This is a genomic window from Streptomyces sp. RK62 (genome assembly GCF_018070255.1).
GTDB classification, from domain to species: domain Bacteria; phylum Actinomycetota; class Actinomycetes; order Streptomycetales; family Streptomycetaceae; genus Streptomyces; species Streptomyces nigra.
This window is the reverse complement of sequence record NZ_JAGPYD010000016.1, coordinates 186425-198421: the sequence shown is the minus strand read 5'-3', so window position 1 is coordinate 198421 and position 11997 is coordinate 186425. Positions and strand designations below refer to the sequence as shown.

The following is an 11997-nucleotide window of genomic DNA, read 5'->3' as shown; positions in this document are numbered from 1 at the left end:
CTTACGCCTCCTTGCTCAGGTTCGGGCCGGTCCCACCGGCCGCCTGCTCGATCGGCGGGACGTCGGGCAGCGCCGACTTCTCCTCGCCGCGGAAGGTGAAGGTCTTGCTCTCACCCTCGCCCTCGGTGTCCACGACCACGATGTGACCGGGACGCAGCTCGCCGAAGAGGATCTTCTCCGACAGCGAGTCCTCGATCTCGCGCTGGATGGTCCGGCGCAGCGGCCGGGCGCCCAGCACGGGGTCGTAGCCCTTCTTGGACAGCAGCTCCTTGGCGGACTGGGAGAGCTCGATGCCCATGTCCCGGTCCTTCAGGCGCTCGTCCACCTTGCCGATCATCAGGTCGACGATCCGCAGGATGTCCTCCTGCGTGAGCTGCGGGAAGACGACCACGTCGTCGACGCGGTTGAGGAACTCGGGGCGGAAGTGCTGCTTGAGCTCGTCCGACACCTTGTTCTTCATGCGCTCGTAGTTGGTCTTCGTGTCACCCGAGGCCGCGAAGCCCAGGTTGAAGCCCTTGGAGATGTCCCGGGTGCCGAGGTTGGTCGTCATGATGATGACCGTGTTCTTGAAGTCCACGACCCGGCCCTGGGAGTCGGTCAGGCGACCGTCCTCCAGGATCTGCAGCAGCGAGTTGAAGATGTCCGGGTGGGCCTTCTCGACCTCGTCGAACAGGACCACGGAGAACGGCTTGCGGCGGACCTTCTCGGTCAGCTGGCCACCCTCTTCGTAGCCCACGTAGCCGGGAGGCGAACCGAAGAGCCGCGAGACCGTGTGCTTCTCGCTGAACTCCGACATGTCGAGGGAGATCAGCGCGTCCTCGTCACCGAAGAGGAACTCGGCGAGCGCCTTGGACAGCTCGGTCTTACCGACACCGGACGGGCCGGCGAAGATGAACGAGCCACCGGGGCGCTTCGGGTCCTTCAGACCGGCACGCGTACGGCGGATCGCCTTCGACAGCGCCTTGACGGCGTCGACCTGGCCGATGACCCGCTTGTGGAGCTCGTCCTCCATGCGCAGCAGACGCGAGGACTCCTCCTCGGTCAGCTTGAAGACCGGGATGCCGGTGGCCGTCGCGAGGACCTCGGCGATCAGCTCACCGTCGACCTCGGCGACGACGTCCATGTCGCCGGCCTTCCACTCCTTCTCGCGCTTGGCCTTGGCGGCCAGGAGCTGCTTCTCCTTGTCGCGCAGCGAGGCGGCCTTCTCGAAGTCCTGCGAGTCGATCGCGGACTCCTTGTCCCGGCGGACACCGGCGATCTTCTCGTCGAACTCGCGCAGGTCCGGCGGCGCGGTCATCCGGCGGATGCGCATCCGGGAACCGGCCTCGTCGATCAGGTCGATCGCCTTGTCCGGCAGGAAGCGGTCCGAGATGTACCGGTCGGCCAGGGTGGCGGCCTGGACCAGCGCCTCGTCGGTGATGGAGACCCGGTGGTGCGCCTCGTACCGGTCACGCAGACCCTTGAGGATCTCGATCGTGTGCGGCAGGGACGGCTCGGCGACCTGGATGGGCTGGAAGCGGCGCTCGAGGGCCGCGTCCTTCTCCAGGTGCTTGCGGTACTCGTCCAGGGTGGTGGCACCGATGGTCTGCAGCTCACCGCGGGCCAGCATCGGCTTCAGGATGGAAGCCGCGTCGATGGCGCCCTCGGCGGCACCCGCACCCACGAGCGTGTGCAGCTCGTCGATGAACAGGATGATGTCGCCGCGGGTGCGGATCTCCTTGAGCACCTTCTTCAGGCGCTCCTCGAAGTCACCGCGGTAGCGGGAGCCGGCGACCAGCGCGCCGAGGTCCAGGGTGTAGAGGTGCTTGTCCTTGAGGGTCTCGGGCACCTCGCCCTTGACGATGGCCTGGGCGAGGCCCTCGACGACGGCGGTCTTGCCGACGCCGGGCTCACCGATCAGGACCGGGTTGTTCTTGGTACGGCGGGACAGCACCTGCATGACCCGCTCGATCTCCTTCTCGCGCCCGATGACCGGGTCGAGCTTGGACTCACGAGCGGCCTGGGTGAGGTTCCGGCCGAACTGGTCGAGGACCAGGGACGTCGAGGGGGTGCCCTCGGCAGGCCCGCCGGCGGTGGCGGTCTCCTTGCCCTGGTAACCGGAGAGCAGCTGGATCACCTGCTGCCGCACACGGTTCAGATCAGCGCCCAGCTTGACCAGGACCTGGGCGGCGACGCCCTCGCCCTCACGGATCAGGCCGAGCAGGATGTGCTCCGTGCCGATGTAGTTGTGGCCCAGCTGAAGAGCCTCGCGGAGCGACAGCTCCAGGACCTTCTTGGCACGGGGGGTGAAGGGGATGTGCCCGGACGGGGCCTGCTGGCCCTGGCCGATGATCTCCTCCACCTGCTGGCGGACCGCCTCGAGCGAAATCCCGAGGCTCTCAAGGGCCTTGGCGGCGACACCCTCACCCTCGTGGATCAGGCCCAGGAGGATGTGCTCGGTGCCGATGTAGTTGTGGTTGAGCATCCGGGCTTCTTCCTGAGCCAGGACGACAACCCGCCGCGCGCGGTCGGTGAACCTCTCGAACATCGTTAATCGCTCCTCAGAGCGGTCAGGCAGTGGGGGGAACTTCCCCTCCCTGTCCTTCCGCAGCTTAGTCCCGCAAGCGGGGACCGCTCATTCCAACTGCCGACACCGTCGATGGCCTCCTGACCCGTGACGCCGACATCTGCTCCAACCCGATGGTGCGAGACGATGTTCCCGCAGGCCAGGTGGTTACCCTCACCATCAGTACGCCGATGGCGAACGTGAGACCCACTGTCCTGCGTGTCGCCCCCTCCCACTAGGGATGTCTTACCCGCTGGGACTGACACTCCATGCCGTAGCCCCCGGTTCCCTCCGCTACGGGCGAACAACCTTGCGCCGCCTCACGCCTCCGAGCACCCCTCGAAGCGCGACGCTCCGCAGTCAAGGCGGCACGTGCCGTAACCACGCGGCTCTTCCGGCGGTTCACCGGACATGGTCGGCCCCCGTCCCGTGGTCGCCGTGGAGCCCGTCGCGGACCCCGCCGTGATCCCCCCGCCCCGTCGGCCGCCCGATCCGCACGCGCCGGTCCGCCGGTGGTACGGCACGGTCCTCGGCTGGGCGGCGCTGCTCACCCCGCCCGGCCCCGCGCCGTGTCTGCGGCTCGGGGTGCGGTTCGACGTGCTGGACGTGCCGGCCGAGGCGGGCCTGGCCGCGCTGCGCCATCTCGCGCCCGGGTCCCCGGTGGCGGCCCGGGACGGCCGGCTGCGGCTGCTGGTGGCGCCGGGGAGCGCGCAGGAGGTGCCGGGGGTGCTGGACTGGCTGGAGTGGGGCACGCTGCCGCTCGATCTGGCGGCGCTGGGCGCGGGCGCCCACATGGAGGCGCCCCTGCCGCCCGGGCAGGGGCTCACCGGGCCCGCGCCGGAGCCGGGCGGGACGCGGCCGCTGCCGCGGGGCCGCTCCGGTGCCGTGCAGGGGGCCGCCGTATGGCTGCGGCCCCCCGAGCCTGGGGGCGAGGTCGAGGCCTCGCTGCCGACGCTGTCGGCCCTGGGGGGCGGTGGGGGCGCCCCCGATCTGGTGCGGGTGCTGGGCACGGTGGCGACACACTGCCACCGGCTGCGGCTGCGGCGCGGGTGCGCCTGGCCGGCCGTCGGTCCGTAGCTCAGCCGTTGGCCTTCTCGTAGGCCTCGCGGATGCTCGCGGGAACGCGACCGCGGTCGTTGACCTCGTAACCGTTCTCCTTCGCCCACGCACGGATCTGCGCGGTGTCCTGGCTGCCGCCGCCGGAAGCGGCACGCGCCTTTCCACGCCCACCCGAAGCACGGCCTCCGGTACGACGGCCGCCCTTCACGTAAGGCTCGAGAAGGCCACGGAGCTTGTCCGCATTGGCAGTCGTGAGATCGATCTCGTACGTCTTGCCGTCCAGCGCGAACGTCACGGTCTCGTCCGCCTCGCCGCCGTCGAGGTCATCGACAAGAAGGACCTGAACCTTCTGTGCCACCGGATTTCCTTTCATCGATAACGTGAGGGCCGGGGGTCGCGGCGTCCGCCGTTTCGCCGTCCCCTGTTATATGCAGTACTGCAGTACGTCGGAAAGCAAACCGCTTTTGCCGGAAAAACACAAACCCCCGGGAGAGACCCGGCTCCCGCTCCCGCACCGGAAACATGCGCGTTTCGGACATAGGGCACCTGGGCATGCCCGGTCGGGTGGAATACGGCTTGTCGAACCGGCGATCACAGATGCAGAAGCATCCGGCTGTTGCCCAAGGTGTTCGGTTTCACTCGTTCGAGACCCAGGAACTCCGCGACGCCTTCGTCATAGGAACGCAGCAGCTCGGCGTAGACATCCGTGTCGACCGGCGTCTCCCCGATCTCCACGAAGCCGTGCTTGCCGAAGAAGTCCACTTCGAAGGTCAGACAGAAAACCCGGCGAACACCCAGCCAGCGCGCGGTGTGCAGCAACTTCTCCAGCAACTGGTGGCCGACCCCGGCGCCGCGCAGGCCCGGCTTCACGGCCAGGGTGCGGACTTCCGCCAGGTCTTCCCACATCACGTGCAGGGCGCCGCAGCCGACGACCTCGCCGTTGTCGTCCCGTTCCGCGACCCAGAACTCCTGGATGTCCTCGTAAAGCGTGACCGTGGCTTTGTCGAGCAGGATGCGGCGCTGGACGTAGGCGTCAAGGAGACGGCGCACCGCCGGGACATCGCCGGTACGCGCCCGCCGGACGGTGATGGCTTTTGCGGTGACTTCCGGGCTCCCCGCCGAGGCGCTTCCCCCGGAGTGGCTCTCTGCTGACATGAGCGGACGCTATCGCCCGCCGGACCCCTGCGCCGAGCCGGGGTTCTCCGGGGCGGTATCGCCGGCGGTATCGGAACCGGTATCGGCACCGGGCGAATGGGCGGCGCCGCTATCGCCGCCGGTAACGCCGCGGGTTTCGGGCGCCGGCGCCGGCTCGGCCGTTTCCGGACCCTGGACGATGCGTACGGCGTCCCGCAGGGCGGTGCGCTGTTCGTCGCTCATCATGCCGAAGAACGCGACGAGTGCGGCGGCGGGGTTGTCGCTCTGCGACCAGGCCTCGTTCATCAGGGCGGCGGCGTAGGCGGCGCGTGTGGAGACCGCCTCATATCGATAGGCCCGGCCTTCCGCTTCCCGCCGGACCCAGCCCTTCTGATGGAGATTGTCCATAACGGTCATCACGGTCGTGTACGCGATGGACCGTTCCTTCTGGAGATCTTCCAGGACTTCTCGAACGGTCACCGGGCGGTTCCACTTCCACACCCGCGTCATGACCGCGTCTTCGAGTTCTCCCAAGGGGCGAGGCACAACTCAGAACAATAGTGGGGAAACTGATCGTTGGCGCCCCGACGTGCACCTTCATCGGCAAACAGGAACAAAAAGGGCGTACGACCCGGAAAGCGCACGGTGCGTGCGGGGAACCGGAGTCGTACGCCCTGTGAGGCGGGAGGGTCAGGCGTCGGGCTGCGCGGAGGTGCCGCGGGAGCCCTCGGCGCGCGCGAGGGCGGCGTCCACGGCCGCGTCCTCCTTGGCCTTGTTCGCCCCGCCCTGCGTCTTCACGATCACCCGGATCAGTCCGATGAAGAACACGGCCATCACGACCGGCGGGAGCAGTGCGGAGACGTAGTCCATGGGTCCAGGGTAGCCAGGGGGCGGGGCGATCTTCGCGCAGGGGCGCTCAGCCGGCGGCCAGCTGCTGGGGCGGGTTGGCGGGCGGCGGGGCCGGCTTGCGGCGGGGGAAGACCTCGCCGGGGGTGGGGATGGGGCGGCCGGGCTTGGGGGCGTCGGGTTCGCGCTCCGGCGACGGGGCGGCCGGCTTCTCGGCGGGCGGCTTGCGGGCCGGCTTCGCGGGCTCGTCGCCCGCGGCCTGGGCGGGCAGGGTGACGGGCGCGGCCTGGAGCCCCCCGGGAAGGGCCTGGAGGCGCGTACGGGACGCCGGGACGAACGGCCTGGACTCGGCGACCCGAGCGGGGGCGGGGCGCCCCTGAGGGGCCACGAGGTCCGTCACCGCCTGAGGGCGGAAGCGGGCCAGCAGGACGGCCGCGGCCCGGTTGCCGCGCAGCGCCCCGAGGGCGGCGAGGTCGTCGGCGGTCGGCCGGTGCCCGGCGTCCAGGGCCTCCTGGAGGAGGGCGAGGTAGCCCGTCGCACTGCCGGGCAGGGCGGCGCGGTAGCGGGCGAGGTCCGCCACCAGGAAGGCGCGCCGCCGGGCGCCCTCGTGGATCGCCTCGTCGAGCGACTCGGCGAGATGGAGACAGTCCTGGACGTCTTCGGCCGAGGCGGGGCTGGGGTCAAGGGCGAGGGCGAGGGCGCGGCGGAGCACACGCAGCTCCTCCGCACCGAAGGCCATGCCACCGAGGGATCCGTAGGGCGTGGGCATGCCGCGACGATACGCGCTAATCGGACAAACCCGGCATAGGGAAATGGGTGTCGCCGGGGAGACACCCGGCTGGGGGTGCGCCGGACGACCGGGCTCACCAGGGCCGATACCGCGATACCGGCCCTGGTGGCGGGGTCGGGTCAGCTCCGGGCGACGTTGCGTTCGTAGACCAGGCGGAGCCCGATCAGGGTCAGCCACGGCTCGTGCTCGTCGATGACGGTGCTCTCGCCGAGCACCGTCGGCGCCAGGCCTCCCGTGGCGATCACCGTCACGTCGTCCGGGTCGTCCGCGAGCTCCCGGGCCATCCGGGTGACGACCCCGTCGACCTGGCCCGCGAAGCCGTAGACGATGCCCGACTGCATGGCGGCGACAGTGTTCTTGCCGATCACGGTCCGGGGCCGGGCCACCTCGATCTTCCGCAGCTGCGCGGCCTTGACGCCGAGGGCCTCCACGGAGATCTCGATGCCGGGCGCGATCACGCCGCCGACGTACTCCCCGCGCGCGGAGACCGCGTCGAACGTGGTCGCCGTGCCGAAGTCGACGACGATCGCCGGGCCGCCGTACAGCTCGTTCGCCGCGACCGCGTTGATGATGCGGTCGGCGCCGACCTCCTTGGGGTTGTCGAACTGGATCGGCACGCCCGTCTTCACGCCCGGCTCGACGAGGACGGCGGGGACGTCGCCGTAGTAGCGGCGGGTCACCTCGCGCAGCTCGTGCAGGACCGACGGGACGGTCGCGCAGATGGCGATGCCGTCGATCCCGTCGCCCAGTTCGTCCCCGAGGAGCGGGTGCATGCCCATGAGGCCCTGCAGGAGGACCGCCAGCTCGTCGGCGGTGCGGCGCGCGTCCGTGGAGATACGCCAGTGCTCGACGATGTCCTCGCCGTCGAACAGGCCGAGGACGGTGTGGGTGTTGCCTACGTCGATCGTGAGCAGCATGCCGGTACCTACTCCGCCGCTCGCAGGTCGAGACCGATGTCCAGGATCGGCGAGGAGTGGGTGAGGGCACCGACCGCGAGGTAGTCCACGCCGGTGTCCGCGTACGCCTTGGCGTTGTCCAGGGTCAGCCGGCCGGACGCCTCCAGGGCGGCGCGGCCGTCGACGATCGCCACGGCCTCCTCGCACTCGCCCGGCGTGAAGTTGTCCAGCAGGATCAGGTCGGCGCCGGCGTCCACGACCTCGCGGAGCTGGTGCAGCGTGTCGACCTCGACCTCGATCGGCACGTCCGGGAAGGTCTCGCGGACCGCCTTGAAGGCCTGCGCCACACCGCCCGCCGCGACGACGTGGTTGTCCTTGACCAGGGCCGCGTCCGACAGGGACATGCGGTGGTTGACGCCGCCGCCGCAGCGCACGGCGTACTTCTCCAGCGCCCGCAGGCCCGGCGTCGTCTTGCGGGTGTCGCGGACCTTCGCGCGGGTGCCGTCCAGGACGTCCGCCCACGCGCGCGTGGCCGTCGCGATGCCCGACAGACGGCACAGGATGTTCAGCGCGCTGCGCTCGCCGGTGAGCAGGTCGCGGGTGCGGGTGGTCACGGACAGCAGCTTCTGCCCCGCCGTGATCCGGTCGCCATCCTCGACGTGCCGCTCGACCTCGAACTCGTCCTCGCAGACGATCGACAGGACCGCTTCGGCGACCCGCAGGCCGGCCACGACGCCGTCCTCGCGCGCGACGAAGTCGGCGGTGGCGACGGCCTCCTCGGGGATGGTCGCGACCGTGGTCACGTCCACGCCGCCGGCGAGGTCCTCCTGGATCGCCACGTTGGCGATGTCCTCGACCTCGACGGGGTCGAGACCCGCGTCGGCGAGGAGCTGGGCGAGCGCGGGGTCGAGCCCGCACTCCAGGTACTCCTCGCCGGCGCCGCAGGCGCAGTCGTCGCCGCAGCCGCCGTTCGAGGCGAGGGGAAGGTCCGGGGTGGTCACTGCTGTCACTGCTCCTGGGGCCGGGTCGGGGGGAGGTCTGCGGTGTCGGTGGTGTGCACGGCCAGTGTGCGGTCCGGGTTCAGGCTCACGACGATGTGACGCCGCCACGCCGTGTCGTCGCGGTCGGGCCGGTCCTCGCGCCAGTGGCAGCCCCGGGTCTCCTCGCGCATCCGGGCGGCGGCCACGAGGGCGCGCGCCACGCACAGGAGGTTCGTGGCCTCCCAGGTGTCGACGCCGGGCTCGGCGGTCTTGCCGTTCTCCAGGAGGGCGTCGCGGGCCTCGGCGTGCAGCCGCTGGATCTGTTCGGCGGCCTCGGTCAGGGAGGCTTCGGAGCGCAGGACGCCGGCGCCCATGGTCATGATCCGCTGGATGGCGAACCGGGCCTCGGGGGCGAGCAGCGGGTGCTCGGGGGTCTCCGGGTACGGCACGGGCTGCGGCACGCGCGCGGTGAGGCCGTCCGCGGCCCGGACCTCGGCGATGTCGGCGGCGATCCGCTCGGCGTAGACGAGCCCTTCGAGGAGCGAGTTCGACGCGAGCCGGTTGGCGCCGTGCACACCGGTGCAGGCCACCTCGCCGCACGCGTACAGGCCGGGGACCGTCGTCCGGCCCCGGGAGTCGGTGCGTACGCCGCCGGAGGCGTAGTGGGCGGCCGGGGCGACCGGGATGGGCGTGGTGACGGGGTCGATGCCGTGCGCGCGGCAGGCGGCCAGGATCGTCGGGAAGCGGTGCTCCCACATCTCGGCGCCGAAGTGCCGGGCGTCGAGGAACATGTGCCCCGCGTCCTGCTCCTGCATCCGCCGGGTGATGCCCTTGGCGACGATGTCCCGGGGCGCGAGCTCGGCCAGCTCGTGCTGTCCGACCATGAACCGCACGCCGTCGGCGTCGACCAGGTGGGCGCCCTCGCCGCGGACCGCCTCGGAGACCAGCGGCTGCTGGCCCTCCGCGTCCGCGCCCAGGAACAGCACGGTCGGGTGGAACTGCACGAACTCCAGGTCGCTGACCTCGGCGCCCGCGCGCAGCGCGAGGGCCACGCCGTCGCCGGTCGACACCGACGGGTTCGTCGTCGCGGAGAAGACCTGGCCCATGCCGCCGGTGGCCAGGACCACGGCGGGCGCGTGCACCGCGCCCACGCCGTCGTGCTGCCCCTCGCCCATGACGTGCAGGGTGACGCCCGCGGTGCGGCCCTCGGCGTCCGTGAGGAGGTCGAGCACCAGCGCGTTCTCGACGGTGCGCAGGCCCCGCGCGCGGACCGCCTCGACCAGGGCGCGGGAGATCTCCGCGCCGGTCGCGTCACCGCCCGCGTGGGCGATACGGCGGCGGTGGTGGCCGCCCTCGCGGGTCAGCTCCAGCCCGCCCTCGGAGGACTCGTCGAAGTGGGCGCCGGTCTCGATCAGCCGGCGTACGGCGTCGGGGCCCTCGGTGACGAGGATCCGTACCGCCTCCTCGTCGCACAGCCCGGCGCCGGCCACCAGGGTGTCGTCCAGATGCTGCTCGGGGGTGTCGCCCTCGCCGAGGGCCGCGGCGACGCCGCCCTGGGCCCAGCGGGTGGAGCCGTCGTCCAGGCGTGCCTTGGTGACGACGACGGTGTCGAGGCCGGCCGCCTCGCAGCGCAGCGCGGCCGTCAGGCCGGCCACGCCGGAGCCGACGACCACGACGTCCGCTGCGATGGACCATCCGGGCGCGGGGGCGTGCAGTCGTATGCCTGTGCTGGTCACGAGGCGGCTCCGAAGGTGAGGGTGATGTTGTCGATCAGCCGGGTCGCGCCGACCCGGGCGGCGACGGCGAGGACGGCCTCGCCGGTGAAGTCGTCCCCGATCTCGGTGAAGTCGTCGGGGTCGACGAGGGCGAGGTAGTCCAGTTCGAGCGGCGGGGTGAGCCGGGCGGCCTCGTCCAGGACCAGGCGGGCGGCGGCGCGGACGGCGGCGGCGGAGCCGGGCGCGGCCTTGGCGACGGCGTGCGCGTCGGCCGCGGCGCGGGACTCGCCGATGGCGCTGAGCGCCTCGGCACGCGCACGCGTGGCGGGCACCTCGCGGGCCCGCGCGCGCAGCGCCTCCTGGGCGGCGTGCCGGTCGGCGCCGGCGAACAGGGCCTGCGAGAGGGCGAGCGCGGTGCGCCGCTCCTTGGGGGAGAGGTAGCGGTTGCGGCTGGACAGCGCGAGGCCGTCCTCCTCGCGCACGGTGGGGACGCCGACGATCTCCACGCCGAAGTTCAGATCGCGGACCATACGGCGGATCAGCGCGAGCTGCTGGGCGTCCTTCTGGCCGTACAGGGCGACGTCGGGGCGGGTCAGGTGGAGCAGCTTGGCGACGACGGTCAGCATGCCGTCGAAGTGACCGGGGCGGGAGGCGCCCTCCAGCCGCTCGCCCATGGGGCCCGCGGTGATCCGGACCTGGGGCTCGCCGCCCGGGTAGACCTCGTCGACGGCCGGGGCGAACACGACGTCGGCGCCCGCCCGTCCGGCGACCTCGAGGTCGGCGTCCAGGGTGCGCGGATAGCGGTCGAGGTCCTCGCCCGCGCCGAACTGCAGGGGGTTCACGAAGACGGTGACGACGACCTCGCCGTCCGGTCCGGCGATCCGGCGGGCGGTGCGGATCAGGGTGGCGTGGCCCTCGTGCAGGGCGCCCATCGTCATCACGACGGCACGGCGGCCCGTGCGCACGCGCGCATGCAGCTCTGCGGCGGTGCGCAGCAGGGTGGTGGTCATCGGGCCTCTCCCTCGGCGCCGTCGGGACCGGTCGCGAGCACGTCGAGGAGGTCCTCGGCGAGTTCCGGCTTGAGCAGCCCGTGGGCCAGCGCGCGGTCGGCGGTGGCGCGGGCCATCGCCAGATAGCCGGCGACGGTCTGCGGGGCGTGCCGGCGCAGTTCGGTGACGTGCGCGGCGACGGTGCCCGCGTCCCCGCGCGCGACGGGGCCGGTCAGGGCGGCGTCGCCGGAGCGCAGCGCGTTGTCCAGGGCGGCGCCGAGCAGCGGGCCCAGCATCCGGTCGGGGGCGGCCACGCCCGCCTCGCGCAGCAGCTCCATGGACTGGGCGACCAGGGTGACCAGGTGGTTCGCGCCGAGCGCGAGGGCCGCGTGGTAGAGCGGGCGGCGCTCCTCGGCGATCCACTCGGGCTCGCCGCCCATCTCGATGACCAGGGCCTCGGCGGCCAGCCGCAGCTCGGCCGGGGCGGTGACGCCGAAGGAGCAGCCGGCCAGGCGCTGGACGTCGACGGGGGTGCCGGTGAAGGTCATCGCCGGGTGCAGGGCCAGTGGCAGCGCCCCCGCGCGCAGGGCGGGGTCCAGGACCCGGGCGCCGTACCGCCCGGAGGTGTGCACCAGCAGCTGGCCGGGGCGGACCGCGCCGGTGTCGGCGAGCCCTTCGACCAGGCCGGGGAGCGCGTCGTCGGGGACGGTCAGCAGCACCAGCTCGGCGTGGGCCAGGACCTCGGCGGGCGGCATGAGCGGCACCCCGGGCAGCAGGTGCTCGGCGCGGCGCCGGGAGGCGTCGGAGACGCCCGAGACGGCGACCGGGCGGTGTCCGGCCAGTTGGAGGGACGCGGCGAGGGCGGGGCCCACACGGCCGGCGCCGACGACACCGACGGTGAGCCGCGCGGGGCGGTCCCTGGGATCCGGCTGTTGGCTTGTACTCACTCGACGGTGGCCTTCCCGTTCCAGTCCGCTCGGGGTACCGGACGATTTCTCGTCATGTTAACGCGATTGGTTCGGCAGGGGTCCGGTCGTCCACAG

Annotated in this window: 12 protein-coding genes; 1 reads left to right on the top strand and 11 read right to left on the bottom strand. The window is 72.0% G+C overall.

Translation table 11 applies throughout. The features are described 5' to 3' along the window. Nucleotide 1: 1 nt before the first annotated feature. Nucleotides 2-2527: an ATP-dependent Clp protease ATP-binding subunit gene (locus tag KBY32_RS28800; RefSeq protein ID WP_086867140.1), complete on the bottom strand. Its 2526-nt coding sequence runs from the start codon at nt 2525-2527 to the stop codon at nt 2-4. A 429-nt stretch (nt 2528-2956) separates the two neighbouring features. On the opposite strand from KBY32_RS28800, the gene KBY32_RS28795 reads away from it, so the two are divergent. Next, nucleotides 2957-3622, top strand: a complete 666-nt coding sequence (locus tag KBY32_RS28795) for an SCO3374 family protein (RefSeq protein ID WP_210982154.1) — start codon at nt 2957-2959, stop codon at nt 3620-3622. Nucleotide 3623: 1 nt separating this feature from the next. On the opposite strand, the gene KBY32_RS28790 is transcribed toward KBY32_RS28795, so the two are convergent. The 10 genes from KBY32_RS28790 to KBY32_RS28745 all read right to left on the bottom strand — a co-directional run bounded on the left by KBY32_RS28790 (nt 3624) and on the right by KBY32_RS28745 (nt 11901). Continuing rightward, the gene (locus tag KBY32_RS28790) at nt 3624-3962 is read right to left on the bottom strand and encodes an Lsr2 family protein (RefSeq protein ID WP_055624684.1); all 339 of its coding nucleotides are present in this window, start codon (nt 3960-3962) and stop codon (nt 3624-3626) included. 233 nt (nt 3963-4195) lie between these two features. Beyond that, nucleotides 4196-4759 carry an amino-acid N-acetyltransferase gene (locus KBY32_RS28785; protein WP_055624685.1) on the bottom strand — a complete coding sequence of 188 codons (564 nt, stop codon included), beginning with the start codon at nt 4757-4759 and terminating at the stop codon, nt 4196-4198. Nucleotides 4760-4768: 9 nt separating this feature from the next. Then, nucleotides 4769-5248, bottom strand: a complete 480-nt coding sequence (locus KBY32_RS28780) for a BlaI/MecI/CopY family transcriptional regulator (protein ID WP_055624686.1) — start codon at nt 5246-5248, stop codon at nt 4769-4771. A gap of 180 nt (nt 5249-5428) precedes the next feature. After that, nucleotides 5429-5608: a hypothetical protein gene (locus KBY32_RS28775; protein ID WP_055624687.1), complete on the bottom strand. Its 180-nt coding sequence runs from the start codon at nt 5606-5608 to the stop codon at nt 5429-5431. 46 nt (nt 5609-5654) lie between these two features. After that, nucleotides 5655-6323 (bottom strand): hypothetical protein, encoded by a 669-nt coding sequence (locus KBY32_RS28770; protein ID WP_210982181.1) that lies wholly within the window; start codon nt 6321-6323, stop codon nt 5655-5657. Nucleotides 6324-6493: 170 nt separating this feature from the next. Continuing rightward, nucleotides 6494-7291, bottom strand: a complete 798-nt coding sequence (locus KBY32_RS28765) for a type III pantothenate kinase (RefSeq protein WP_055624689.1) — start codon at nt 7289-7291, stop codon at nt 6494-6496. Between the two features lie 8 nt (nt 7292-7299). Next, nucleotides 7300-8271 carry a carboxylating nicotinate-nucleotide diphosphorylase gene (gene nadC / locus KBY32_RS28760; protein ID WP_210982180.1) on the bottom strand — a complete coding sequence of 324 codons (972 nt, stop codon included), beginning with the start codon at nt 8269-8271 and terminating at the stop codon, nt 7300-7302. A gap of 5 nt (nt 8272-8276) precedes the next feature. Then, a complete protein-coding gene (locus KBY32_RS28755) occupies nt 8277-9986 on the bottom strand; it encodes an L-aspartate oxidase (protein ID WP_210982153.1) in 1710 nt (569 codons plus the stop codon). Further along, nucleotides 9983-10975 carry a pantoate--beta-alanine ligase gene (panC, locus tag KBY32_RS28750; RefSeq protein WP_210982152.1) on the bottom strand — a complete coding sequence of 331 codons (993 nt, stop codon included), beginning with the start codon at nt 10973-10975 and terminating at the stop codon, nt 9983-9985. The genes KBY32_RS28755 and panC overlap by 4 nt, the downstream gene beginning before the upstream one ends. After that, nucleotides 10972-11901, bottom strand: coding sequence for a Rossmann-like and DUF2520 domain-containing protein (locus tag KBY32_RS28745; RefSeq protein ID WP_210982151.1), 930 nt, complete (start codon nt 11899-11901; stop codon nt 10972-10974). The genes panC and KBY32_RS28745 overlap by 4 nt, the downstream gene beginning before the upstream one ends. Nucleotides 11902-11997 lie beyond the last annotated feature (96 nt).

Excerpts from the sequence above, each read along its gene's own strand:
- KBY32_RS28800 (WP_086867140.1), bottom strand. The coding sequence starts at position 2,527 with ATGTTCGAGAGGTTCACCGACCGCGCGCGGCGGGTTGTCGTCCTGGCT.
- KBY32_RS28795 (WP_210982154.1), top strand. The coding sequence starts at position 2,957 with ATGGTCGGCCCCCGTCCCGTGGTCGCCGTGGAGCCCGTCGCGGACCCC.
- KBY32_RS28785 (WP_055624685.1), bottom strand. The coding sequence starts at position 4,759 with ATGTCAGCAGAGAGCCACTCCGGGGGAAGCGCCTCGGCGGGGAGCCCG.
- KBY32_RS28780 (WP_055624686.1), bottom strand. The coding sequence starts at position 5,248 with ATGACGCGGGTGTGGAAGTGGAACCGCCCGGTGACCGTTCGAGAAGTC.
- KBY32_RS28775 (WP_055624687.1), bottom strand. The coding sequence starts at position 5,608 with ATGGACTACGTCTCCGCACTGCTCCCGCCGGTCGTGATGGCCGTGTTC.
- KBY32_RS28770 (WP_210982181.1), bottom strand. The coding sequence starts at position 6,323 with ATGGCCTTCGGTGCGGAGGAGCTGCGTGTGCTCCGCCGCGCCCTCGCC.
- KBY32_RS28765 (WP_055624689.1), bottom strand. The coding sequence starts at position 7,291 with ATGCTGCTCACGATCGACGTAGGCAACACCCACACCGTCCTCGGCCTG.
- panC (WP_210982152.1), bottom strand. The coding sequence starts at position 10,975 with ATGACCACCACCCTGCTGCGCACCGCCGCAGAGCTGCATGCGCGCGTG.